This window comes from Dermabacter hominis NBRC 106157 (assembly GCF_001570785.1).
Taxonomy (GTDB): Bacteria; Actinomycetota; Actinomycetes; order Actinomycetales; family Dermabacteraceae; genus Dermabacter; species Dermabacter hominis.
Window position 1 is genome coordinate 73,956 of the sequence record NZ_BCSI01000004.1, and the last position, 24,376, is coordinate 98,331.

A 24,376-nucleotide genomic window follows, 5' to 3' on the forward strand; every position below is an offset into this window, starting at 1 on the left:
TCGCCAAGGGCCTGCACAAAAGTTTCCTATGAGCGATCGAACGAGTGCCGGCACCGACTTATCCACAATTTCGGATATCCACTGAAAAGGTACCGGAATGGGGCTCGAATAGAGACATGAGCCTTTACCCATCGCGCCTCAGCGCCATCGTCAGTAACGGTCTGCGTCCCGTGCGCCTCATCCGCAGCGAGGAGGGCCGGCAGGTGTGGCACGCCCGCGATCACAGGGGCCGACGGTTGACGCTCGTCCGTGCCCGCTCAATTCGCGCGCTCAAGAAGGTGCGCCAAGAAATCGGGCTGCTTCGCGCGTTGGGCGCCCGCAACACCCCAGCCGTGCCAGTTCTTAAATGGCGCGGTGTCGCGGCCTATGCCATAGCGGAAGGACCGAGCGCTCTCGCCCCGCCGCGAGGCAAACGCGCCGAGCGCGGTCCGATTGCCGGTGCGGGCGCAGGCGAAGCACAGGCAGCGTCGGATCTCACCGCGCTTTTGTCCACCCTTCACTCGCAGAATCTGGCCTTGGGTCTCCAGGGCGTCCGGGGGCTTGAACTTGCGCCAAACGGGTGCGTCGTTGTCACGGATTTTTCACGCGTGACGGACCTTACGCCTGTGAGCAAACGACATGATGAGCAGTGGCGCGAGAGGCTCACAAGCGGAAGTGGAACCTACCGATACGCCCATCGTCGGGCCGGGGCCGTGACCGAAGCTCCCTCCTCAAACCCACAAGAGCGGGCTACTTTGCCAACGCGTTCCGAGGCCGCGCGTGCGGATCGCGCTACAAGGGTCGTGCCGCGCTCTCGACACCAAGACGGGCATTCGCGGCGAAGCGGCCGGAACTTTCGACGGCTATCCTTCGGGCTCGGAGCGATCGCCGTTGTTGCATGCGCCTTACTTGTAGGGGCTACCGCGCCGGCGACGGCGCCCCAATCTTCGGCAACGGCGGCCTCACAACACGCGGTAATGGAGGACCCCGCTAGCGTCATCACGGCTCTCGCCGCCGCGCGCCACCGCTACCTCGTGGGTGTGACGAGCGAAAACACCTCTGCCGCTCCCGGAAGCGAGGCGGAAGTGGCCGATGAGAAACTTCGCGCAGCCATCGCACACGCACACGTCGATGGTGGAGACATTCGCATCCTCAACGCCCGGATACTTGATTGTCGAGATAACAGCGCCCGTGTGCGTGTTCGTGTGATCGACTCGGGCGCCCGCATCACGGGTGCAGGGGAGTATCGCGAGCTGTCCGAAAGCGAGCCCTATGAGCTGGACGTGCAGCTTGAGCGTGTGCGCGGTGCATGGCGTATTTCCTCGACAGCACCCGTGAGCGACGGCCAGCGGCGCTTTACGTGAAAGCCCGGGCCATACTTTCTTGCGAAAGTATGGCCCGGGCACATTCAGCGTGTCAGGCTCAGAGGCCGAGGTCTCCCTCGAACGCGCCGTCCTCAAGCCGCTTCTTCATCGTCGAGAGGAATCGAGCAGCGTCGCCGCCATCCACGAGGCGGTGATCGTAGCTGAGGAACAGGTACATCATCGAGCGGATCCCGATCGTCTCGTTACCGTCCGCGTCCTTCACGACAGCCGGGCGCTTGACGATCGTGCCGCAGCCGAGAATACCCACCTGCGGGTTCGGAACGATCGGCGTATCGAACAGAGCGCCGCCCGAACCGGTGTTGGTGATCGTGAACGTCGCACCCTGCAGGTCGTCCGGCGTGAGCTTGTTGCCCTTCGCCTTCGCACCGAGCTCGCCGATCTGGCGAGCGAGACCGGCGAGGTTGAGATCCCCGGCGTTCTTGATCACCGGCACGACGAGTCCGCGTTCGGTGTCCGCGGCCATGCCGATGTTCTCGACGCCGTGGTACTTGATCATGTCGCCCGCGATCTCCGCGTTGAGCTTCGGGTGTGCCTTGAGGGCCTCGACAGCCGCCTGCATGATGAACGGGAGGAACGTGAGCTTCGCACCCTCACGCGCGAGGAAGTCGTCCTTTGCGCGAGCACGCAGGGCGGCGATGCGCGTCATGTCGACTTCGACGGCGGTCGTGAGTTGTGCCTGAGTCTGGAGCGACTCCACCATGCGCGACGCCACAATCTTGCGCAGGCGGCTCATCTTCTCCTCGGTTCCGCGAAGCGGGGACACCTCGACCTTGGGCGCTTCCTTCTTCGAGGGGGCTGCGGCGGCAGCCGGCGCGGCTGCAGGCGCGGGAGCCTCGGGCTTTGCCTTCGCGTCGATCGCATCCTGCACATCCTGCTTGCGGATGCGGCCACCGATTCCCGAGCCCTTCACCGAAGCGAGATCGATGCCGTTGTCGGCAGCGAGCTTACGCACGATCGGCGTGACATACGCCTGGGAGTTGTTGCTGGAGGAAACGGTCTGCGAGGCGCTCGCCGCTGGGGCGCTGCTCTCTTCAGTCTTGGGGGCCGGCGCATCGCTCGAGGCCGCAGGGGCGGCCGGAGCCGGGGAAGCGTCGGACGGTGCACCCGAACCGATCACGGCAATCGCCGCGCCGACCTCTGCCTCTTCATCTTCCTGCACGAGGATCTTCTGGAGCGTGCCGGAAATGGGGGAGGGAACCTCGGTGTCGACCTTGTCGGTGGACACCTCAAGGAGTGGCTCATCGGCCTCAACCTCGTCGCCCACTTCCTTGAGCCAGCGCACCACGGTGCCCGAATCAACGGATTCACCTAGTGCGGGCATCGTGACTTCCTGCCCGTCAGCCGCACCCGAGGCCTTCGCGGCTTCAGCAGGGCGCTCGCTCTCGCCGGCGGGAGTCTCCTCAGCGGTCGATGGAGCCACCGTCTGGTCCGAGGCGAGGTTGTCGCCCTCGCTAGGCGCTTCAGTACCGGAGCCATCGCCCACAACTGCGAGATCAGCGCCGACCTCCGCGTCCTCATCTTCGTTCACGAGGATCTTCTCGAGAACACCCGCAACGGGTGAGGGGACCTCGGTGTCGACCTTGTCGGTGGAAACCTCAAGGAGTGGCTCATCGACGGCGATCTCCTCGCCGACTTCCTTGAGCCAGCGGACAACGGTGCCCTCGGTGACGGACTCACCGAGCGCGGGCATCTTAACGATTTCAGACATGTTCGTTTCTCCTCGTGATCAGGCGTGGGCGTGAAGCGGCTTGCCAGCGAGAGCGAGCGCGGCCTCGCCCATCGCCTCGTTCTGAGTGGGGTGGGCGTGGATGAGCGAAGCAACATCCTCGGGCTCCGCCTCCCAGTTGACGATGAGCTGCGCCTCGCCGATCTGCTCGGACAAGCGTGCGCCGATCATATGGACACCGACAATCGGGCCGTCCTTCTCGCGCACGAGCTTGATGAAGCCCTGCGTGCCGAGAATCTGCGACTTACCATTGCCGCCGAGGTTGTAGTCGTATGTCGCGACATTGTCCTCGCCGAACTTCTCCTTGGCCTGCTTCTCGGTGAGACCGACGGAACCGATGTTCGGCTCGCAGTAGGTCACGCGCGGGATGCCGGATTCGTCGATCGGCTGGGGATTGAGGCCGGCGATCTGCTCGGCTACGAAAATGCCCTGCTGGAAGCCGCGGTGAGCGAGCTGAAGACCAGGCACGATGTCGCCGACGGCGTAGATACCGGGAACATTCGTTTCGAGGGTCTCTTTGTTCGCGAGCACGAACCCGCGATCCATCTCGATCCCCTGCTCTTCGTAGCCGAGGCCCTTCGTCTGCGGGCCGCGGCCCACGGCGACGAGAAGGTAGTCACCCTCGTAGGTCTTGCCGTTGGCGAGCGTGACCTTGACGCCGGTCTCGGTCTGTTCGGCCTTTTCGAAGAAGACGCCGAGCGAGTACGCGATCTTGCGCTTCTTGAAGGCGCGCTCGAGGTTCTTCGAGATGGCTTCGTCTTCGTTTGCAACGAGGTGCGGCAGGCCTTCGATGATCGTGACCGATTCAGCGCCGAGCGACTTCCATACCGACGCGAACTCGACGCCGATCACGCCGCCGCCGAGGATGATGGGGTTCTTCGGGACTTCGGGGAGCTGAAGCGCAACCTCGGAGTCGATGATGCGGCCACCGAGCTCGAGTCCCGGGAGGGTCTTCGAGAAGGAGCCGGAGGCGAGGATGATGTTGTCACCGGTGAGGGTCTGCTTTGAGCCGTCCTCGGCTTCAACTTCGATTGTGTTCGGGCCAGTGAGGCGACCGAAACCGTTCACGAGGGTCGCGCCGGAGGCGCCCACGAGCCCCTGGAGGCCCTTGTAGAGGCGGCCGATGACCTTGTTCTTGAAGTCGAGCATCTTTTCGGTGTTGACCGCGGAGGCAGTCATCTCGATGCCCACGGCCTTAGCTTCGGTCGGCGTATCGGCGATCTCGCCTACGTGAAGCAGGGCCTTGGTGGGCACGCAACCGCGGTGCAGGCACGTGCCGCCGAGCTTGTCTTTTTCGACGAGGGCGACGCTCTTTCCAAGCTGGGTGGCGCGCAGCGCGGCCGCGTAGCCGCCGCTGCCACCTCCCAGAATCACGATGTCGAACTTCTGGTCTGTGGAGGTATCCGCCACGTTCAGCTCCCTAACTGTTGAGGATTGGGGGCATGTCGCCGAAAGTCCCGGCCTCGAACGCTAAGCCAGCCGGTGCGGCATGCACGTCCATTATCGTAAGACACGCCCCTGGATGTCGCCGTGGGTGGACCGTGAGCGGGGCCAGAGTGTGGGAAAGCCCCCAACTTCGCTCGCGGCTGCGGGGCAAAAGCGGGGGCTTTCCGACGGTTGCTGCGCGTGAATCGCGCAACGTTTTACTTGGCGGCTTCGCGCTCAATAACCTCAACGAGAGTGCGCATGCTCATGCCGGTTCCGCCCACATTCGAGTACCCAAATGCTTTCTGGGTGAAGGCAGGCCCGGCAATGTCGACGTGTGCCCACTTGGTCTCGCCGACGAATTCCTTGAGGAAGATGCCCGCGCTGAGGGCGCCACCGGGGCGCTCGCCGATGTTGCTGAGGTCGGCAACACGGCCGTTGAGGCCTTCGCGCAGCTCTTCGGGGAACGGGAGCGGCCACATGGGTTCGCCAACCGCCTTCGATGCTTCCCATACCTCGTCGCGAGCATCGTCGGTGCCCATGACTCCCGCGGTGCGGTTGCCAAGCGCGACGATAGCGGCACCCGTAAGCGTCGCAACGTCGATGAGGAGATCCGGTTCGAGAGCGGCGGCGTCCACGAGGGCGTCTGCCATGACCATGCGGCCCTCGGCGTCGGTGTTGAGTACTTCGACGGTCTTGCCGTTACGCATCGTGACGACGTCGCCGGGGCGCTGCGCGCCGCCACCGGGGAGGTTCTCGGCGAGCGCGAGGAACGTCGTGACGTTGACGTTGAGTTCGAGCGCGGCTGCGGTGACGGTCGCGGCCAGAACGGTTGCGGCACCGCCCATGTCCATCGTCATCTCATCCATGCCGGCGCCGGGCTTGAGGGAAATGCCGCCCGAATCGAACGTGATGCCCTTGCCGACAAAGGCGACGTGGCGCTTGGCGCGCTTGGGTGCGTACGAGAGCTTCACAAGGCGTGGCGGGCGAGTCGAACCCTGGCCCACGCCCACGATGCCGCCGTAGCCGCCGTCGGCAAGTGCCTTCTCATCGAGGACCTCGATCGTCACGGGCAGCTTCTTCGTGAGCTCCTTTGCGCGCTTCGCGAAAGACTCGGGGTACAGAAGATTCGGCGGGGTATTGACCAGGTCGCGAACGAGGTGAACGCCTTCGGCAATCTTTTCAGCGCGATTCGCCGCGCCTTCGAGGGCCTTGAGTTCCTTCTTATCGGCGACGGCGAGAACGATCTCCTCAACGGGCTTTTGGTCGTCCTTGAGGTCACTCTTGTATTCGCCGTAGGCGTAGGCGCCGAGAGCTGCACCTTCGAGAGCCGCAGCGATGTGTGCCTCGGAGGCGGCCGGGAAGGCAAGGGCGATGCTTGTGTGGCCGGTGAGGGTTCGCGAAGCGGAACCAAAGGCGTAGCGGATGTCTTCGCACGTGACATCTTCAAGGGCCTCGGCGCCGAGGCCAACGCCGACGATTGCGTGAGCGTGGTAGGCAGCGGGCGCCGGGATCGTCGTGAGCGCACCCTTGGCGCCACTGGCCTTGACGGCAGTGAAGGATTCTTCGAGCGATGAAAGCCCAACCGGGTTTGCCGGTGCATCCTTTGCACCCTTAAGGAGGGGGACGACGAGGACGTCCGTCGTGATCGAGTCAACGTTGCTGATGCTCAGAGTTATATGTGCCATGTGTTTATCGTAGGGGAGTCACTCGAGTTTGAGGTGGGAGTGGGCAAATGCTGATCGCCCTGTACGTTGTTGCGGCTCTCGTAGCCGTTCTCGGCGCGGTCTACGTCATCAAGGACCTTGCAGCAGACCTGTTGCTCATGGGGGCCTCGCTCGCCCTAGCGCTCGTGTGGCTCATCGGAGCTCTTGCGTGGCTACTCGCTCCGGAGAGCCCTGGCGATGCCGTGATTTTCTGGGGCTATGTTGCCACCGCAATCGCGCTGCCGATCGCGGGCGTGTACATCTCGTTCCTCGAACGTACCAAGTGGGGGTCGTTCGCCATTGCCGCCATCGCGCTCACATGCGTCTTTCTCGCCTACCGTCTGCCCCAGATCTGGCCCGCGGGGTTCGCGAAATGACGCCCGCCGGTTCGACGAAATCGTCGATAACGCAGGAGAATTCACGCGGCTTCCGCATGGCCCTGTTCGTGGTGTACGGGGTGTTTGCCGTATCGGCGACGGCGCGTGCACTCGTGCAGTCGATTCGCGATTTTTCCGAGGCGCCGCTCGCCTTTTCCCTCAGCATTGTTGCTGCGCTTACGTACGTCGCGATCGCGGTCTTGCTGTTTCGGAAGGCTCCCCACTGGCGAGCGATCCTGATTCTCGTTGGTGTCGAACTCGTCGGCGTTGTCGGCGTGGGCGCTTTGAGTTTCGCGCAGCCCGAGTGGTTCCCCAAGGCGACGGTCTGGTCGCACTTCGGCGAGGGATATGGGTATGTTCCACTCGTGTTGCCCCTTGTCGCGGGTATCTCGATCATCGTTGCTCGGCGGCGCGAATCTCGCGCGCCCTCGCTACGCTAGACGTGTGGACGACGATCTTTTTTCCCTCAAGCCAGGCGTGCAGGCCCCAAAGACTCTCGCGGACCGCAACGTCGATCACCGCGCGCCGCTAGCCGCCCGTATGAGGCCGCGTTCGCTCGAGGAAATCGTCGGTCAAAAGAACGCTCTTGCCGACGGCTCACCCTTATTTCGTCTCGTGGGGGAGGACGATTCGCATACGGCCCCGAGCTCAATCATCTTGTGGGGCCCACCCGGAACAGGCAAAACGACGATCGCTTACGCCGTCGCGCGGGAGGGCGACCGCGAGTTCGTCGAGATTTCAGCGGTGCTTGCGGGAGTCAAAGATATCCGTGCCGTTGTTGATGCGGCGCGCTCGCGCCTGCGCACGACTGGCCGCGAAACTATTCTCTTCGTCGATGAGGTGCATCGGTTTAATAAGTCGCAGCAAGATGCGCTTTTGCCGTCGGTTGAGAACCGGTGGGTGACACTGATCGCCGCGACGACCGAGAACCCCTACTTTTCAATCATTACCCCGCTGATCTCGCGCTCGATTGTGCTCACCCTCGATTCGCTCGGTGGAGAGGAGATTGATGCACTGCTGACGAGAGCGCTCGCCGAGGAGCGGGGGCTCGGCGGTTCGGTCGAACTTGAGAGCGATGCCCGCGAGGCGCTCGTGCGTCTCAGCGGAGGCGATGCCCGCAAGGCCCTCACAGCGCTCGAGGCTGCTGCTGCTTCAGCACTGAAGACCCCAGATAAGCGGATCACGGGCGACATCCTCGCCCACGCGATCAACCGTTCGATGTTGACCTACGATCGCGAGGGCGATCAGCACTACGACGTCATCAGCGCGTTTATCAAGTCGATGCGGGGAAGCGATCCGGATGCGGCCCTGCACTATCTGGCCCGCATGATTGAGTCGGGTGAAGACCCGCGGTTTATCGCGCGGCGAATTGTGATCGCAGCGAGTGAGGAAGTCGGCATGGCCGACCCGACCGCGCTTCAGGTTGCCGTGGCTGCAATGCAGGCGGTGCAGATGATTGGGATGCCCGAGGGGCGGATCCCGCTCGCCCAAGCGGTGGTGCACATCGCAACGGCCCCGAAGTCCAATGCGAGTTACGTGGGGATCAATCGCGCGATCGCCGATGTGCGCGAAGGAAAAGGGCGTTCGGTTCCCGCGCATCTTCGCGATGGGCATTACAAGGGCGCCGAAAAACTTGGGCACGGCGTTGGGTACGTGTACGCGCACGACGAGCCGCGGGGAGTGGCACGTCAGCAATACGCCCCCGACGACCTCGTCGGCGTCAACTATTACGAACCAACGGATCGCGGTTTTGAAGCGCGTGTGAAGAGCTCGCTTGAGATCTTGCGCTCGCTCACGCGCGGCGCAGGTGGGGTGCAGGGGTCCGACGGTTGACGCGCGGTGAGCGATCCCACAGAGGCTTGAGTCTCCCAAGCCTCCGAAACACTTGAGGCTCGGCACCCGGCACGGTAAAGTTTTGCGCTGAATCCGCGGCTGCCAAATGGATTCATCGCATCGAAATTGAGGTAACTTACGTGACCAGTGTCACCAAAGCACGTCGTACCGCACGCCTTTCGCGTGCGCTCGGTCTTGCGCTTACCCCGAAGGCCGTCAAGTACTTCGAGAAGCGCCCCTACCCGCCGGGCCAGCACGGTCGTGGCCGCCGTTCGAACTCGGACTACGCGGTTCGTCTGACCGAGAAGCAGCGCCTTCGCGCTCAGTACCAGCTTCGTGAGAAGCAGCTTCACCGCGCCTACTTCGAGGCCAAGAAGCTCCCGGGTCTGACCGGTGAGTCGATGATCGAGCTTCTCGAAACTCGTCTCGACGCCCTTGTTCTTCGCGCGGGCTTCGCTCGCACGATCCTTCAGGCTCGTCAGTTCGTCTCGCACCGCCACATCCTCGTGGACGGCGAGATCGTGAACATCCCCTCGTACCGTGTGAAGCCGGGCCAGACCATCCAGGTCAAGCCGAAGTCGCAGACTCTCGAGGCTTTCGCGGACGCCGCTGAGGGTTCGAACTCCGACGTTCAGGCGTCGGTTCCTTCGTACCTCTCGGTGCAGCTCGAGGAACTCAAGGCTCAGCTCGTTGCTCGCCCGAAGCGCTCCGAGGTCCCCGTGACCTGCGACGTCGCGCTCGTCGTCGAGTACTACGCTCGCTGATTTCCTTATGAAGGAGGCCTCACGGCCTTCTCTTCAGGCGGCTCCGACCAGTACGAGAACGTACACTTGGTCGGGGCCGCTTTTTCGTTAAAGGCCCAGCCCAGTCCACGCCCGCGAGGGCTTAGGGAAGGAAGAACCCATGCAGACAGCCGAGGTTTCACGCCGGTGGCTCGAATTCTTCAAGAGCAAGGACCACGAGATTGTCCCGAGCGACTCGCTCGTCTCCTCTGATCCTTCGATCCTTTTTACGGTTGCCGGCATGGTGCCGTTCATTCCCTACATTGTTGGCACGGATACGGCTCCGTGGCCGCGTGCGGCGAGCGTCCAAAAGTGCATCCGAACGAACGACATCGACAATGTCGGCAAGACCACGCGTCACGGCACGTTCTTCCAGATGGCCGGGAACTTCAGTTTTGGGGATTACTTCAAGGAAGGCGCGATCGACTTCGCGTGGGAACTTCTCACGACGAGTGTGGATGAAGGCGGGTACGGGCTCGACGGTGACCGGCTGTGGATCACCCTGTGGGAGAACGATAATGAAGCCTACGATCACCTCACCCGTGTAATCGGTATCGATTCTCGCCACATTGTGCGCCTTCCGAAGGAAGAGAACTTCTGGTCGACCGGCCAGCCGGGCCCGGCCGGCCCGTGTGCCGAATGGCACTACGATCGTGGCCCCGAGTTCGGACCCGAGGCCGAAGGAGGCAGCGTCGACCCGGGTGGCGATCGCTACCTCGAGATCTGGAACCTCGTCTTTGACCAGTACATGCGAGGCGAAGGTAGCGGGAAGGACTACCCGCTGATCGGTGAACTCGACCGCAAGGCGATCGATACCGGTCTCGGCGTTGAGCGTCTCGCCTATCTCTTGCAGGGCAAGAACAACATGTATGAGACCGATCAGGTCTTCCCCGTTATCGCGCATGCAGAGGAACTGACGGGGCTTCGGTACGGGACGGGCGACGAGCAATCGGATGTGCGCATGCGCGTCGTTGCCGACCACGTTCGCAGCGCCATGATGCTTGCGTCGGATGGCGTGCGCCCAGGCAACGAGGGGCGCGGTTACGTGATGCGCCGACTTATTCGGCGCGCGGTGCGCTCGATGCGTCTACTTGGGTTTGATAAGCAGGCGCTGCCGGAGCTGCTGCCAGTCTCGAAGAACGCCATGGCGGCGTCGTATCCCGTTCTCGAGGAGAAGTTCGCGAAGATCGAAGAGGTACTGTACACGGAAGAAGATGCCTTCCGTCGCACACTCTCCAACGGCACGCAGATTTTCGAGGGCATGAGCGCGAACCTCAAGAAGAGCGGATCGGATCTGCTCGCGGGAGATGACGCCTTCACGCTCCACGACACCTACGGCTTCCCAATCGACCTCACCCTCGAAATGGCTGCAGAGGCTGGTCTGCGCGTTGACGAGGCTGGCTTCCGGACAGCGATGCAGGAGCAGCGAGAGCGCGCCCGCGCCGATGCCCAGGCCAAGAAGGCAGGGCACACCGATACGGCACTGTTCAATGACATTGTGAACACCAACGGCCTCACGCGCTTCGTTGGGTACACGGACGACACTGTCTCGACGACAGTCGGCTCGATCCTGGTCAACGGTGCTCTCACTGAAACCGTCAGCGCTCCCGCCGATGTGGAAATCGTTCTTGCGGACACACCGTTCTACGCCGAGATGGGCGGTCAGCTCGCCGACCAGGGCACGATCAGTCTTGCCGGCGGCGGCATCATCGAAGTGGACGACGTCCAAGCGCCCGTCAAGGGGCTTTCGGTCCACCGAGGTCGCCTCATCGAAGGGACTGCCCGTACCGGCGAGTCTGCGATCGCACGCATTGACACAGAGCGTCGCGGTGCCATTGCCCGTGCCCATACGGCAACGCACATGGTGCACCAGGCGCTGCGTGAAGAGCTTGGCGAAGGCGCGACCCAGGCCGGTTCCGAGAATTCGCCGGGCCGTATGCGCTTTGATTTCCGCTACGGCCAGGCCGTTCCGCAGAGCTCCCTCGCGCAGGTCGAGGGCAAGGTCAACCAGATGCTGCAGCAGAACCTCGAGGTGACAGACGCGCAGATGCCGATCGACGAGGCGAAAGCGCTCGGCGCTCAAGCATTGTTCGGTGAGAAATACGGCGACATCGTGCGCGTCGTGTCGATCGGTGGCGACTGGTCGCGCGAGCTGTGCGGCGGCACGCACGTGCCCGTCACCGGCAGCCTCGGCTCAGTCCAGCTCGTTTCGGAGGCTTCGATCGGTTCGGGCGTCCGTCGCGTTGACGCGCTCGTTGGCGAAAGTGCCTATAAGTTCCATTCGAAAGAGCACGCGCTTGTCTCGCAGCTCGCGGAGATTTTGAAAGTGTCTACGGACGACATTCCGGGGCGTGTGCAGGCGCTTACGAAGCGTGTGAAGGAGATGGAGAAGAATCTTCAGCAGATGCGAGGTCAGCAGCTGCAGGCCGAGGCAGGCAAGCTCGTGGAGTCCGCCGCTCCCGTCGGCGGCGTGCGCGTGATCGCCCATGACGCTGGCGAGGGAGTGGCAGCGGGGGACTTGCGTACTCTCGCGACGGATTTGAGGGCGCGCCTTGGAGAATCAGAGCCCAGCGTGGTGGCACTCGCAGGGGAGTCCGATTCTCGCGCAGCGCTCGTTGTCGCCACCAATGCCGCGGCGCGCGAGGCTGGCATCAAGGCCGGGGCGCTCTTGCGCGACGCTGCCGCAGCGATGAACGGTCGAGGGGGCGGCAAGGACGACCTCGCTCAGGGCGGTGGCGGCGAGCCGTCGCTCGTGCCCGTTGCGCTAGAGACGATTACCGCGGCACTTCGCGCCCGCGTATGATGCCTCGGCGATTTGTGCGGATCGGCGTCGACGTGGGCGATGCCCGCGTCGGTGTCGCCCGCAGTGACGCCGACGGCCTCCTTGCGACGCCAGTCGACACGTTCCCGCGCGAGGAAGCCGCCCCGAAGCTCCAGGCTCTCATCGCCGAACTTGGCGCCGAGCGACTCTATGTCGGCAAGCCCCGCTTGCTGAGCGGCGAATGCGGCACGGCAGTTGAGAAAGCTCACGCGTTCATCGCAGAACTCGCGGAACTCGAACCAATTGAGTCGGAACCCGAGTACGACGTGTACCTTGTAGACGAACGCATGAGCACCGTGAGTGCTCACCGTGCACTGAGCGATTCGGGGCGCCGACATCGCGCACACCGACCGGTGGTAGACCAGGTCGCTGCAGTCATGATTCTTCAGACTGCTCTTGATTTCGAACGCGCGCGTGGAGCTGCGGCTGGAGAGCCGTGGAGCTACAGCGATCCCCAGTAAGGAGTATTCGTGCCAGATTCTTCCCTTGAGGACCTGCTGGGTTCGTCGGGTCACCATGAGCCTCGATCGAGGCGCGGCAAGCGTCGGAACCCGAAGCCGAGCCCGGTGAAGCGGTTCTTGCCCGCTGTGTTGGTGCTCGTCGTCCTCGGAGCGCTCCTGGGCGGCGGATACTTCGGCTACTCCTGGATTTCTACCAACGTGGATGTGTCGAGCGCAGCGAAAGACTACGAAGGCGAGGGATCCGGCGAGGTCCAGATTGTCGTGAAGGATGGCGACAGTGGCTCGGACATCGCGACAACTCTCGTCGACGCTGGCGTGATCAAAACGAAGGGCCCGTTCGTCAACGCCTTTGCGGCGAGCCAGGATGCCCCGAACATTACGCCCGGCACCTACAAGCTGCGTAAACAGATGAGCGGAGCTTCAGCGCTAAGCCTGCTGCTCGATCCTGCGAGCCGCGTGGGGATTCGCGTGACTATCCCTGAGGGACAGACCACTCGAAAGATGTATGAACGGTTGAGCGAGGCAACGGGCATCCCCGTCAAAGAGTTTGAAAAGGCCGGAGCTGATTATGAGGCACGCGGCGTGCCGAAGAACCCAGCGAAGTCAATCGAAGGGTACCTGTGGCCCGGTACCTATGATTTTCACGAAGACGATTCAGCCGCCGATATCCTCGACACGATGGTCTCCCGTATGACCACGAAGCTCAAGAAGAAGGGGATTCCCGAGGACAAGTGGCACGAGACCCTCACGATTGCCTCGATCGTGGAGAAGGAAGCACGCAATCCCGAGGACTACGGGAAGGTCGTGCGGACGATCGACAATCGTCTTGCCGGCGTCGGCGAAGCGGGTGGTAAGCCCATGAATCTCCAACTGGATTCGACGGTCGCCTATTTCAGCAAGAGCGAAACGATCTCCACGACACCCGAGCAGCGGGCGACTGACTCGCCTTACAACACGTACAAGCACCCCGGGCTTCCCATCGGCCCTATCTCCAATCCCGGCGATGCCACCCTCGATGCCGTGAAGAATCCGCCAGAAGGGCCCTGGCTCTACTGGGTGACCGTCAATACGGATACCGGCGAGACGAAGTTCGCTGCCACTAAGGCAGAGCACGACAAGAATGTGGCGCAGTGGCGCGAATGGGCGAAGAAAAAGTAAGCGGTCATCGACTGAGGTTTGCCGTGATCGGGGATCCGATCGCGCACTCGCGCTCGCCCGAACTGCATGAGGCGGCCTATCGCGCGCTCGGGATCGAGCACGCGAGCTACGAGCGGGTCCACGTGCCACGCGGAGAATTTGCGCGTTTCGCGCGCGACATACTCCCGCTCTACGACGGCGTGAGCGTGACGATGCCTCACAAGGCTCATGCGCACGAGCTCGCCGTGGCTCACGGTGCCCATGCTGAGCTCGGGATCGCGAATACTCTGCTCCCGATCGGCTCGGGCTGCAAGCGGCGATACGTCGCCTTCAACACCGACGTCGCGGGAATTCAGGGGGCGCTCGATTCTGCGGGCATCTCGGGGATCGAAAGCGCGACGCTTCTTGGATCGGGCGCAACCGCCCTTTCACTCGCCGTGGCCCTGTATGAAGCAGGGTGCAGGCATTTTAGTCTTCTCGCGCGCTCACGCCAGAAACTCACCGCCCTCGAATCACTTCTCACGAGCCGGGGTGTTCACGTGCGCGTGGGGGACTGGGATCATCCCGCACGAAGCTATGATGCCGACATCGTCGCGAGCGCGCTCGCGCTCGAGGGTGCCAAAACAGCTGCATGCCGCGTCCTTGACCATCTGGACGAGGTAGCGCGAATACCGTCGGCTTTTTTCGATGCGCTGTACTTCCCGGACCCCACCCCGCTCGCGCGAGTTCGCATGGCTCTCGCCGACCGCATGGATTGCGCGACTGCGCCGGCATTCGCGACCGGCGCGCACATGCTCGCGCATCAGGCCGCCCGGCAGGTCGAACTCATGTGCGGCGTTGAGGCTGCTCCCGCCGAAGGGATGTACGAAGCAGTATTCGGAGTCGGGATCTAGAGCGCGCCGGAGTAGCCAAGCTGACGCCACGCCTCATATACGGCGATTGAGGCGGAATTAGCGAGGTTCAGCGAGCGGCGCCCCTCGAGCATAGGAATACGTACGCACTTCGTGATGCGGGGGTGCTGCAGCACCCACTCGGGAAGTCCTGTGTCTTCCCTTCCAAAGAGGAGAACATCGCTTTCACGGTAGGTGACGTCGTGGAAATGCGCATCTGTATGTCCCGTGAATGCGAATACGCGCGAATCCGGGAGGGTGGCGAGGGCGTCGTCGAAGCTCTCGTGAACTGTCATGACCGCGAGATCGTGGTAGTCGAGGCCCGCGCGGCGCAAATGCGCGTCGTCAAAGTTGAAGCCGAGCGGCTTAATGAGGTGAAGCGGCGCCCCCGTCACGGCGGAGAGCCTGATGGCGTTGCCGGTGTTACCGGGGATGAGAGGTTCAAAAAACATGATGTGGGGCATAGGTTCGAGTCTCTCACGTCGCTCATTCTTACCCGAACCTCCGTCGGCGCGTGATTCCGTTCACGAATCCGCAAAAAACGAGCTCTGAATTTCCTCCGACGTGCGCACGGTGGTAATCTCATTGAGTCGCAAACGAAGGAGCGACAAAAACCCGGTCCGGGTGGCGGAATAGGTAGACGCGCTAGCTTGAGGTGCTAGTGCCCGCTTAAGGGCGTGGGGGTTCAAGTCCCCCCTCGGACACCGTGGAGAAACCCTCCGTGCGCAATCGCAGCACGGAGGGTTTTTTGTTGCGCATACTCACGCCCTGCAGCGCGCGTGTTCGGGAGCTTTGCATCCGCGAACGTTTACCGAAAGTTATTTCTTGTTCAAGCAGAAGTCTTGTTGCCGTTTGTCGACCCTGCTTCTATTGTGATGGGCGTCTCGCGGGGGCGGAGAGACGAGTTCCAACCATGCGGAGCGGGCATGCGCTAACGCACCTGCGGTGCGAAGGCAAGGCGGGGGCCTTCCTTCTCCACTTACGCTGCGGCATGAATGACGACCGGTTGGAACCGCGGGCGAAGCCGTGCATACCGATATGAATGGAGCTTCGCCCGCCCCGCCCGCACCACTGCGCCTCTCCTCTGCCGTTCACTCGCACGCGAGTCGAGGATTGTGACCGAGGTGCGGCTCGGGCCGGAAAATCCGAAAGTGAGGGCAGTGGCCAGCCCTGGGTTCCTTAGATCAAGCGGCGCTAAAAAAGACCGAGGATCGCGAGTCCGAGGCCCGCGTAGGGAGCACTCAGGATGATCGGGCCGAATGCAAAACGGGCCTTGGTGCTTCTCGTTCTGACAAGCTCCCAAAGTGCTGCGAGTGCCCCGGCGCCGCATATCCACGCTAAGGATCCCAGAAGGACCGGTATGCCGCCGAGTCCCGCGAGTACAACGGTGGCCGGGGTGACTTTCGCATCGCCCATTCCGATACTCCCGGGGGACAGGAGCGCAAAGACAAATACCAACGCGCCAACAATGACGGCCATGGCACATGCTCCGAGCACGCGCTTCTCGACCGCGGGAATCATAAGGGCGGTCACCGCCGCCGTACAGGTCACTGCACCGGTGATCGCGAGCGTGAGTTTGTTGGGTAAGCGATGCTCGCGGATGTCGATGTACGACAGGGGGATCGCAAACGTGAGGTGCGCTAAAGCCACGATTGCAAAGAGTGCCGTTGTGTCGGCAGAGTCGAAAATACTGATCACGCTTCTCAGTTCACCACATGACATCAGGCATTGCTGCCTGGACGCCTATTCTGTGGACAACCATTACGGTGCGGTGACACGCATGATGCGTCGGCGCAGCCACACCTTTTTTCCGCCGCCGATGAACTTCTGCGTCCGGGCAAGTTCCCAGCGCCCGTACTCGGCCTCGTCCGTGAGGGCCTCGCGGGCCTGACCAATCGACGTACCCTTCGGGATCGTGAGCACCTGAAACTCGTAGTCGCGCGCCGAGCGTCCCTTCGCCACCGGAGCGTGAAGCAGGCTGGAGGGGGTGGAGACCTTCCACTGAGGAGGAAGGATCGATGTGCGTGATCGGTCCGGAATGTTTGTCATGAGCGCTCCTTTCCTCGAGCGAGTCTGCCACCTTGCGTGCCGCACAAAAAATTGCCGCCAAATTCCGGGCAATCCGCTACCTTTTGCGGGGGTTTCGCGGTATTTTCGTTGCATGAACACGAAAGATCCTCGCGCCGCACTGACCGCACTGATCGCTGCCCTTGAGCGCCACTTCGATGTCATCGCCGCCACGAATGGCGAGGATGAAGACCAGCTCGACGTTGCCACCGAACGTCTCTCGCTCGCATTTGAGAATTACGACGACGCACTTTTCGATGCCTACAACGTCGCGACCCCATTCATTATCTTTGACGACGATGAGGACGACTATGACGAGGACGACGATTTCGACGACTTCGACGATCTCGACCTCGACGATGACGACGACTATGACGATGAGGACTGAGCGTCCGGCGTCGATCCCGTAATCGATCACACACTGCGCGGTGCCTTCCAGGCGGAGAGGTGCCGCGTAGTGTCGCATTGTGGCGAAATCGCCCGGCGTGCCGCGCATGGATCTGATGCCCACGCAACTTGATAAGGAGTCGTTGAGTTGAGTTTCCTCGATGCGGTGATCCTGGGCATTGTCCAGGCGCTCACCGAGTTTCTTCCCGTGTCATCGAGCGCTCACGTGCGCGTCGTTGGTGAACTTCTGAACCCAGGGCAGGATCCCGGGGCGGCATTTACGGCAATCATGCAGCTAGGAACTGAGCTCGCCGTCCTCATCTACTTTTTCAAGGACATCGTCCACATCATCGCGCAGTGGGCAAAGTCGCTCGTAGGTAAGGTTCCGCATTCGGATCCTGATGCCCGCATGGGGTGGTTCGTCATCCTCGGATCGATTCCAATCGGAGTTCTCGGGCTCTTGTTCGAGAAGCAGATCGACCACGCGCTTCGTAATCTGTACATCACGGCAGCGATGCTGATCCTCTTCGCGGTGTTTCTCGCGTATGCAGATGCACGCGGTGCGCAGGAGAAGAATCTGGAGGACTTGAGCCTCAAAGACGCGATCCTCTACGGCCTCGCGCAGGCTCTCGCCCTCATCCCTGGCGTGAGCCGCTCCGGTGGCACGATCACGATGGGCCTCATCTTGGGTTACAGCCGCAAAGCCGCGGCGCGTTACGCTTTCCTCCTCGCGATTCCGGCGGTGTTCGCGTCTGGCCTGTACAAGGCGTACAAGGAGGTGCCGGCCCTCTTGAGCCCTGAGGGGCGCGCCGCCGCTATGGCAGCGGGGGAGCCAAGCCTTTCGGCAATCATCGTCGCAACGCTCGTGGCGTTCGTGCTCGGCTATGCGGTGATCGTGTGGTTCATGCGCCTCATCGAGAATCACTCGTACTCGGTGTTTGTGTGGTACCGCCTCATCGCAGGTACGGTTCTTCTTCTCCTGCTCGTGTTCGGGGCGGTGTCCCCGCTCGGGGGCGTGTAGAGTTTCCAGAACCGACGTAAGACGGCGGCGCGCCTAGTGCGTGTCGCCGTCTTCGCGTCTGCGGAGGAATTGCTCGAACTCGGAAGCGATCACATCGCCCGATGCTTCCGGCAGTTCCGTCGCATCCCTCATCTGTTCGAGCTGCTCAACGTACTGCTTGATGTCCGCCTCTTCGTCGGCCATGGCGTCCATACCGCGCTCCCACGCGCGTGCATCCTCCGGGAGCTCGCCGAGGGGAATGTGCAGGTCAAGTTCGCGATCGAGTGCGGTCAGGAGTGCGAGGGTGGCCTTGGGGGCGGGGTTTTGGCCTACGTAGTTCGGGACCTGGACCCACAGGGAAAGGGTTCCGACGCCAGCGGTGTGGGCAGCGTCGTTCAAAATGGCGGGGATGCCGATGGGGCCCTCGTAATCGTCGGCGTCGGCAACCCTCGGGGTTTGCGAACCCCACGTTGTCGATGTTGGCAGCGGCCGCGTATGCGGGGTGTCGGCGAGCAGGGCCCCCAGTGTCACGAGAAGCGTGCACTGAGCGGATGTCACGTGCGTGAGGATGTCTTCGCAGTAGCCCGTCCAGTTGAAGGAGGGCTCGGGGCCGGTGATGATGAGGATCCGCGTGCCTCGGTGGGGCTTGAGGGGGATGATGTGCGTGTGCGGCCAGGTCACGCGGCGTTGGCCTTCGCTATCCCTGGCCAGGAGCGGGCGGTTGATCTGGAGGTCGACGTAGTGATTAGCGTCGATGGTGTGAGGTGGGCGTTCCTCATCGACGCCGATCGTGTTCATCAGGTGGGTGAGGGCTTCACTACTGCCGGTACCTGCATCGTTCCAGCCGCCGAAGGCTGCGATGGCTATTGTGCGGTTGACCTCGTCGCGAGCGGGGTTTTCGGGCACGCATTCCTCCTTCAGCTACGCCGTTAGGCGTGTCGTGCAAGTATAGTTCTCGACGCTGCAAGGTCGAAACGAGGCGGATATGGGAGCTGAGCTGGAACGTACGATGCCAAAGGTCTCCGTCGGGGCCGGAAGTATTCTTTTTGCGGTGTTGCTTGCGGTGATGATTCAGCCGCAGTTCGCCCAGTACTTGCCGGGGGCCTTTGCCATTGGCGCGGCAGCCATCGCAGCAGTGCTCTTTTTGCTCTCGGTTGCTTTGCACGAGCTCGCACACGCGTGTGTCGCGCGTGCCTTCGGGGCTCGGGTGCGTGAGATCGCCCTGACCTTGTTTGGCGGGCACACGAAGTATGAGGGACCGCGTCTGAGCCCTTCGCGCTCGATGCTCATCTCACTTTCGGGGCCGGCCACGAATGCCATCCTTGCCCTCATCCTGAGCGCCGTCGCTCGGGCCCTGACGCCCGTGCTCCTGAACGCCGATTCGGGAGCATTCGCGATGTGCGTGCTTGCGTGCCATTTTGCCTCGACCCTCAACTGGGCGCTCGCGATCTTCAATGTCCTCCCGGGGCTGCCCATGGATGGCGGGAGGGCTCTGGAAGCGATCCTACGTGCGCGTGGAACCAACGCTGCCCGGGCAACGATCATCACGGGTTGGGTAGGCCGTGTGATCGCCGTCGGCGTCGTGGTCGTCCCACTCGCGCTCTCCGCCGTGCGCGGAGACCTACCGTCCCCGCTATGGACGGTGTGGAGCATTCTGATCGCGCTATCGCTGTTTCAGGGAGCCTCGCAGGCTATCGCCCACGCGCGCTTTCTCGAGAGCGCCGATATGCTCCACATCGCGCACGTGTCGCAAGAGGTTCGGACGCTTTCGAACGCAGCAACGGTTGAGCGGGAACGGTCCTACCTTGAACGCGGTGGGCTCTACGTCGATCCCGACGGCGTCGTCCTCGCCCCGGCTGCCGCGATCGCTGAGGCGCCTGCGGACTATCCGGTTCACGCGGTGCTCTCACCCGTGGTGAGGGCAACGGTGCTCGATGGGCGTCCCGAGGGGAGCGACCTTCTCGCTGCCATGCAGGCTGATGAGGCGCCCGCCTATCTCGTGCGCAACGACGCAGGTCAGTTTGTGAGCGTGATTTTTGCGCAGGATGTAGCCCGCGCGCTGAACGCTCGCGGGTGAGGTGCGCAAAAGCCACGTAGACTCACTGTCATGACTTCGCCGCACGAAACCGACCCCACCGTCACTGCACGCCTCGACCGTACGGGGCCCTTCGTTGTGGGGGACAAGGTCCAGCTCGCCGACCACAAGAATCGCCTCAACACGATCACGCTTAAAGAGGGCGGGGTGCATCATTCCCACCGCGGGTTCCTTCGCCATGACGACCTGATCGGCAAGAGCGATGGCACGGTTGTCGAGAACAGCGCTGGCGTCGCCTTTCAGGCGCTGCGCCCGCTCTACAACGACTACATGATGGCGATGCCTCGCGGCGCGGCGATTATCTACCCGAAGGATTCCGCGCAGATCCTCATGTACGGGGATATTTTCCCGGGGGCACGCGTTCTTGAGGCAGGGGTGGGCTCGGGCGGGCTCACGATTGCGCTTTTGCGGGCGCTTGGGCCCGACGGCTCTTTGCGCTCCATCGAACGCCGCGAAGATTTCGCCGAGGTCGCGAAGGCTAATGTCGAAAGTTTCTTCGGTTCCGTGCCCTCGTGGTGGGACTTGAGCATCGGCGATTTCCAGGACGGCGCGCATGAGCTCGCGCAGCAGGGCGAGCGCGTCGACCGTGTCGTGCTCGATATGCTCGCGCCGTGGGAGTGCGTGGACAGTGCGGCAGAGGTGCTTGAGGACGGCGGCGTTTTTCTCGCGTATGTCGCGACGGTGACGCAGCTGTCTCGTACGGTCGAGGCGCTTAGGGATCACGGCGAGTTCACCGAGCCCTATGCGTGGGAAACGATGATGCGCCCGTGGCATCTCGATGGCCTTGCGGTGCGCCCTGAGCACCGCATGAACGCCCATACGGGGTTTTTGTTGACGTCCCGCCGCACGGCTCGCGGCTGCAAGGCACTGCTTCGCAAGCAACGCCCGGCCCCCGGTTCGCGGGATGAGGCGGAGCTCAACGACCCCGCAAACGAGGGCTTCGGTGGCTCGAGTCATGAATGGACGAGCGAGGACTTCCGCGAACGCAACGTTGCGCCACGCAAGACGAAGCGGGCACTTCGAGACATTAGGCAGGGGAGGACGCGGTGAAGACCTATCAGGAGCTGAACGAGGAACTGTCTAAGCTTGCTCGCAGTAACGAGCAGCTCGTGAAGTCGCTGTCGAAAGCGCGCGAACAGATCGTGCAGTTGCGAAGTGATCTCGAGTCACTCGCGGATCCGCCGTCCTCTTTCGGCACGTTCGTTGCGAAAGTCGAGGATAACCAGATCGATATCCTCCACAATGGTCGAAAGCTGCGCGTACTCGTTGCCGCCGACATTGACGTCGAAGCGCTTACACAAGGCCAAGAGGTGCGCCTCAATGAGAACCTCATAGCCGTTGAAGCATTGACGCACGAGACGACGGGTTTTGTCGCGACCGCCGTAGAGCAGCTCGAGGATTCTCGTGTGCTCGTTCAGGTTCACGCCGATGAACAGCGTGTCATGAACGTCGTTCCGAAACTTCTGGACAGTCGTATCAATAGGGGCGATCACCTCATGGTCGACCCGAAATCCTCCCTCGTTCTCGAGGTTCTTGAACGCAAGGAAGTTGCGGACCTCATCCTCGAGCACATTCCGGATGTGTCCTACAGCGATATCGGTGGCCTTGGCGACCAGATTGACGCGATCCGCGACGCCATCGAGATGCCGTTTCTGCACCAGGAGCTCTTTCATGAGTATGGTCTTCGCCCGCCAAAGGGCGTGCTCCTGTATGGCCCGCCCGGATGCGGAAAGACGATGATCGCCAAGGCTGTTGCGCACGAACTCGCCCTCAAAGCAGCACGTCAACGCGGCCAGGATCCGAGCGAGGTTGTGAATCGCTCGTGGTTCCTGAACGTCAAGGGACCGGAAATTCTCAACAAGTATGTGGGCGAGACGGAACGCTCCATTCGGCTCGTGTTCGAGCGCGCCCGTGAGAAGGCAAGCTCGGGCAATCCGGTCGTCGTGTTCTTCGACGAGATGGACTCGCTTTTCCGCACGCGCGGGTCGGGGGTGAGCTCGGATGTCGAGTCAACGGTTGTGCCCCAACTTCTTGCCGAGATCGACGGTGTGGAAAGTCTCGAGAACGTCATCGTCATCGGGGCCTCAAACCGCGAGGACATGATCGATCCGGCGATCGTTCGGCCCGGGCGACTCGACGTCAAGATCCGCATCGAACGCCCTGGCCCCAAGGCGGGCGCGGAAATCCTGCGGCTCTACCTCACGCATGACGTCCCGCTTGCCGAAGAACTCGACGTTCTCGTGGATTTCGCTATCGAGCGTATTTACGCGCGCGACGACGATATGGCCTATGTCGACCTCGAGTATGCGGATGGGACAACCGAGGTGCTGTATTTTTCGGAGTTCATGTCCGGTGCGATGCTTCGCAACATTGTGGACCGCGCGAAGAAGCTCGCGATTAAGGCGGAGCTTTCCGACGGTGAGCGGGGGATTTCTCGCGCTCACCTTCTCGAAGCAATCCACACTGAGTTCAAGGAAAATGAGGATCTTCCCTCGACCGCAAATCCTGATGATTGGGCTCGAGTTTCGGGTCGTCGCGGCCAACGTATTACCCGCATGACGCCGCGCCGCGCAGCGAGCAGCGAGGAGGTCGCGGCACCATGAGCTCGGTCATTCCGCCCCTGACAACTCGGCGCCCAATGGGCATCGAAACGGAATTCGGCATCGTTCACACGTCTGATTCCGAGCGTGAACGTTCCGGGGCGAACGCGTCAATTCGCCTCTCGCACTATGCCGTCGCAGCTTATGCCCTGCTCGAAGACTCACCGAAGCGCCGTGTCCGCTGGGACTACGGCGACGAAACTCCTTTGCGTGACGCGCGTGGGTTTGAAGTTCAGCGCGCTGCCGCACACCCTACTCAGCTCACCCATGAAGCGCACGATGCGCACGTCCCAAGCGTCGACGCGGATTTCGAGATCACGGTCGGTGACGATATTCCGCTCGACCTCGACGACGCCGCGACCCTGCATTTTGCGGAACGCCGTGCGATCGGAAACGCGGTACTGACCAACGGTGCTCGACTCTACGTCGATCACGCCCATCCCGAATACTCTTCGCCAGAGGTCATGACCGCCCGCGAAGCGGTCGTGTGGGATAAGGCGGGGGAGCGTATCGCTCGGCTCGCCATGGCTCGCATCGAGGAGGCCGACGGCATCCCGGCCCTCGCGCTGTTCAAGAACAACACCGATGGCAAGGGCCAAAGCTATGGGACGCACGAGAACTATCTCGTGGACCGGGGTGTCCCTTTTGAGCGCCTTTGCCAAATTCTGATCCCCTTTTTCGCGACGCGCCAGATTCTCGTGGGGGCGGGACGCGTCGGGATCGGCACCCGCGGTGAGATCGACGGCTTTCAGATTAGCTCACGCGCCGACTTTTTCGAAAACGAGGTGGGGCTCGAGACGACACTCAATCGGCCTATCGTTAACTCTCGCGACGAGTCCCATGCCGATTCCTCGCGATTTCGCCGGCTGCACGTCATTATTGGCGATGCGAACCTCTTCGAAACCTCAACGTTCCTCAAGCTCGCGATGACATCGCTCGTTTTGAGCCTTGCGGAACGGGAACACGCGACAGGTAAGTCGCTCCTTCCGGACATTCAGCTTGTCGATCCTGTCGCGGCCGTCCACGAGATTTCGCATGATCTGGGCCTCGCGAAAACCTATGCCACCACGGATGGTAGGCAAGCGTCGGCCCTGGATATTCAACGCGCCTACTTGAGCGCCGTGAAGAATTCGCTCGAGGGAGACGAGGCCGATGAAGAGACCCTCGAGGCGATCGCGCTGTGGACCGAGCTTCTGGAGGTGCTCGAGCGTAATCCACTGGAAGCCGCGGATCGCATCGAATGGGTGGGCAAGTATGCCCTCGTTAAGGCGTTTCGGGAGCGGCACGGCCTGGAGTGGTCCGACCCCCGGCTCGCGGCGCTCGATCTCCAATTCACGGATGTCCGCGAGGATAAATCCATCTACGAGAAGCTTGCGAAGGCGGGGCGCGTGCGCCGACTCGTGCGCGATGACGAGATCTCGCACGCGGTGACACACGCTCCCGAATCGACCAGAGCGTACATACGGGGCGGCCTTGTCACGCACCACCGCGACGATCTTGACTCGGCAGGGTGGGACGTCGTTACGGTGCGACATGAGGGTGCGGCCATGCGCGTGCGTCTCGCCGATCCAACGGTCGCGTCGAAACAGTGGTGCGAGGCGCACGGGGTCGATCCAAGCGGGGAGATTGCGACTCTCCTTGAGAGTTTTCGGAAGGCCGCTGATGAGATGCGGTGATGGCGCGCCCCGTCGCGGGGCGCATGTAG

The 24,376-nt window shown here is 62.3% G+C and carries 22 protein-coding genes and 1 tRNA gene; 16 read left to right on the plus strand and 7 right to left on the minus strand.

Annotated elements, in window-relative coordinates; all coding sequences use genetic code 11:
- The first annotated feature begins 116 nt into the window (after positions 1 to 116).
- The gene (locus tag DEHOM01_RS05750; RefSeq protein ID WP_061211904.1) at positions 117 to 1,343 is read left to right on the plus strand and encodes a hypothetical protein; all 1,227 of its coding nucleotides are present in this window, start codon (positions 117 to 119) and stop codon (positions 1,341 to 1,343) included.
- 58 nt (positions 1,344 to 1,401) lie between these two features.
- Here DEHOM01_RS05750 and sucB read toward each other — a convergent pair whose 3' ends face one another.
- The 3 genes from sucB to DEHOM01_RS05765 all read right to left on the minus strand — a co-directional run bounded on the left by sucB (position 1,402) and on the right by DEHOM01_RS05765 (position 6,203).
- The gene (gene sucB, locus DEHOM01_RS05755; protein WP_061211905.1) at positions 1,402 to 3,072 is read right to left on the minus strand and encodes a 2-oxoglutarate dehydrogenase, E2 component, dihydrolipoamide succinyltransferase; all 1,671 of its coding nucleotides are present in this window, start codon (positions 3,070 to 3,072) and stop codon (positions 1,402 to 1,404) included.
- An 18-nt stretch (positions 3,073 to 3,090) separates the two neighbouring features.
- A complete protein-coding gene (gene lpdA / locus DEHOM01_RS05760; RefSeq protein ID WP_061211906.1) occupies positions 3,091 to 4,500 on the minus strand; it encodes a dihydrolipoyl dehydrogenase in 1,410 nt (469 codons plus the stop codon).
- 233 nt (positions 4,501 to 4,733) lie between these two features.
- Positions 4,734 to 6,203, minus strand: coding sequence for a leucyl aminopeptidase (locus tag DEHOM01_RS05765; RefSeq protein ID WP_061211907.1), 1,470 nt, complete (start codon positions 6,201 to 6,203; stop codon positions 4,734 to 4,736).
- 47 nt (positions 6,204 to 6,250) lie between these two features.
- On the opposite strand from DEHOM01_RS05765, the gene DEHOM01_RS05770 reads away from it, so the two are divergent.
- The 8 genes from DEHOM01_RS05770 to DEHOM01_RS05805 all read left to right on the plus strand — a co-directional run bounded on the left by DEHOM01_RS05770 (position 6,251) and on the right by DEHOM01_RS05805 (position 14,525).
- A complete protein-coding gene (locus DEHOM01_RS05770) occupies positions 6,251 to 6,598 on the plus strand; it encodes a hypothetical protein (RefSeq protein WP_061211908.1) in 348 nt (115 codons plus the stop codon).
- Positions 6,595 to 7,038, plus strand: a complete 444-nt coding sequence (locus DEHOM01_RS05775; RefSeq protein ID WP_061211909.1) for a hypothetical protein — start codon at positions 6,595 to 6,597, stop codon at positions 7,036 to 7,038. The genes DEHOM01_RS05770 and DEHOM01_RS05775 overlap by 4 nt, the downstream gene beginning before the upstream one ends.
- Before the next feature lie 4 nt (positions 7,039 to 7,042).
- Complete coding sequence (locus DEHOM01_RS05780) at positions 7,043 to 8,431, plus strand: replication-associated recombination protein A (protein ID WP_061211910.1); 1,389 nt, start codon at positions 7,043 to 7,045, stop codon at positions 8,429 to 8,431.
- A 140-nt stretch (positions 8,432 to 8,571) separates the two neighbouring features.
- Positions 8,572 to 9,195 carry a 30S ribosomal protein S4 gene (gene rpsD, locus DEHOM01_RS05785; protein ID WP_016664527.1) on the plus strand — a complete coding sequence of 208 codons (624 nt, stop codon included), beginning with the start codon at positions 8,572 to 8,574 and terminating at the stop codon, positions 9,193 to 9,195.
- Positions 9,196 to 9,334: 139 nt separating this feature from the next.
- The gene (gene alaS / locus DEHOM01_RS05790) at positions 9,335 to 12,016 is read left to right on the plus strand and encodes an alanine--tRNA ligase (RefSeq protein ID WP_061211911.1); all 2,682 of its coding nucleotides are present in this window, start codon (positions 9,335 to 9,337) and stop codon (positions 12,014 to 12,016) included.
- Positions 12,016 to 12,495, plus strand: coding sequence for a Holliday junction resolvase RuvX (ruvX, locus tag DEHOM01_RS05795; RefSeq protein WP_311200653.1), 480 nt, complete (start codon positions 12,016 to 12,018; stop codon positions 12,493 to 12,495). The genes alaS and ruvX overlap by 1 nt, the downstream gene beginning before the upstream one ends.
- Positions 12,496 to 12,504: 9 nt before the next feature.
- On the plus strand, positions 12,505 to 13,653 hold the full coding sequence (gene mltG / locus DEHOM01_RS05800) for an endolytic transglycosylase MltG (RefSeq protein WP_061211913.1): 1,149 nt from the start codon (positions 12,505 to 12,507) through the stop codon (positions 13,651 to 13,653).
- A 23-nt stretch (positions 13,654 to 13,676) separates the two neighbouring features.
- Positions 13,677 to 14,525 (plus strand): shikimate dehydrogenase family protein, encoded by an 849-nt coding sequence (locus DEHOM01_RS05805; protein ID WP_061211914.1) that lies wholly within the window; start codon positions 13,677 to 13,679, stop codon positions 14,523 to 14,525.
- Here the strand turns inward: DEHOM01_RS05805 and DEHOM01_RS05810 are convergent.
- The gene (locus tag DEHOM01_RS05810) at positions 14,522 to 14,986 is read right to left on the minus strand and encodes a tRNA (cytidine(34)-2'-O)-methyltransferase (RefSeq protein ID WP_061211915.1); all 465 of its coding nucleotides are present in this window, start codon (positions 14,984 to 14,986) and stop codon (positions 14,522 to 14,524) included. The genes DEHOM01_RS05805 and DEHOM01_RS05810 overlap by 4 nt on opposite strands.
- 154 nt (positions 14,987 to 15,140) lie before the next feature.
- Here DEHOM01_RS05810 and DEHOM01_RS05815 point away from each other — a divergent pair.
- Positions 15,141 to 15,226, plus strand: a tRNA-Leu gene (locus DEHOM01_RS05815).
- 490 nt (positions 15,227 to 15,716) lie between these two features.
- On the opposite strand, the gene DEHOM01_RS05820 is transcribed toward DEHOM01_RS05815, so the two are convergent.
- Both DEHOM01_RS05820 and DEHOM01_RS05825 read right to left on the minus strand, forming a co-directional pair.
- Positions 15,717 to 16,220, minus strand: a complete 504-nt coding sequence (locus DEHOM01_RS05820; protein ID WP_061211916.1) for a prepilin peptidase — start codon at positions 16,218 to 16,220, stop codon at positions 15,717 to 15,719.
- Positions 16,221 to 16,283: 63 nt separating this feature from the next.
- Complete coding sequence (locus tag DEHOM01_RS05825) at positions 16,284 to 16,571, minus strand: DUF5703 family protein (RefSeq protein ID WP_061211917.1); 288 nt, start codon at positions 16,569 to 16,571, stop codon at positions 16,284 to 16,286.
- Between the two features lie 112 nt (positions 16,572 to 16,683).
- Between DEHOM01_RS05825 and DEHOM01_RS05830 the strand changes: the two genes are divergently transcribed.
- Together DEHOM01_RS05830 and DEHOM01_RS05835 are read left to right on the plus strand one after the other, a co-directional pair.
- A complete protein-coding gene (locus DEHOM01_RS05830; protein WP_016664536.1) occupies positions 16,684 to 16,977 on the plus strand; it encodes a hypothetical protein in 294 nt (97 codons plus the stop codon).
- Positions 16,978 to 17,124: 147 nt separating this feature from the next.
- Positions 17,125 to 17,997: an undecaprenyl-diphosphate phosphatase gene (locus tag DEHOM01_RS05835; protein WP_061211918.1), complete on the plus strand. Its 873-nt coding sequence runs from the start codon at positions 17,125 to 17,127 to the stop codon at positions 17,995 to 17,997.
- 33 nt (positions 17,998 to 18,030) lie between these two features.
- On the opposite strand, the gene DEHOM01_RS05840 is transcribed toward DEHOM01_RS05835, so the two are convergent.
- The gene (locus DEHOM01_RS05840) at positions 18,031 to 18,882 is read right to left on the minus strand and encodes a PAC2 family protein (RefSeq protein WP_061211919.1); all 852 of its coding nucleotides are present in this window, start codon (positions 18,880 to 18,882) and stop codon (positions 18,031 to 18,033) included.
- A 79-nt stretch (positions 18,883 to 18,961) separates the two neighbouring features.
- Here DEHOM01_RS05840 and DEHOM01_RS05845 point away from each other — a divergent pair, with 79 nt between their 5' ends.
- Genes DEHOM01_RS05845 through dop form a run of 4 tightly spaced genes read left to right on the plus strand, consistent with a single transcriptional unit; the run spans position 18,962 to position 24,347 of the window.
- Positions 18,962 to 20,053 carry a M50 family metallopeptidase gene (locus DEHOM01_RS05845; RefSeq protein ID WP_061211920.1) on the plus strand — a complete coding sequence of 364 codons (1,092 nt, stop codon included), beginning with the start codon at positions 18,962 to 18,964 and terminating at the stop codon, positions 20,051 to 20,053.
- A 30-nt stretch (positions 20,054 to 20,083) separates the two neighbouring features.
- Positions 20,084 to 21,121, plus strand: coding sequence for a tRNA (adenine-N1)-methyltransferase (locus DEHOM01_RS05850; protein ID WP_061211921.1), 1,038 nt, complete (start codon positions 20,084 to 20,086; stop codon positions 21,119 to 21,121).
- Positions 21,118 to 22,674: a proteasome ATPase gene (gene arc / locus DEHOM01_RS05855; RefSeq protein WP_061211922.1), complete on the plus strand. Its 1,557-nt coding sequence runs from the start codon at positions 21,118 to 21,120 to the stop codon at positions 22,672 to 22,674. The genes DEHOM01_RS05850 and arc overlap by 4 nt, the downstream gene beginning before the upstream one ends.
- Positions 22,671 to 24,347: a depupylase/deamidase Dop gene (dop, locus tag DEHOM01_RS05860; RefSeq protein WP_061211923.1), complete on the plus strand. Its 1,677-nt coding sequence runs from the start codon at positions 22,671 to 22,673 to the stop codon at positions 24,345 to 24,347. The genes arc and dop overlap by 4 nt, the downstream gene beginning before the upstream one ends.
- The last annotated feature ends 29 nt before the right edge of the window (positions 24,348 to 24,376 follow it).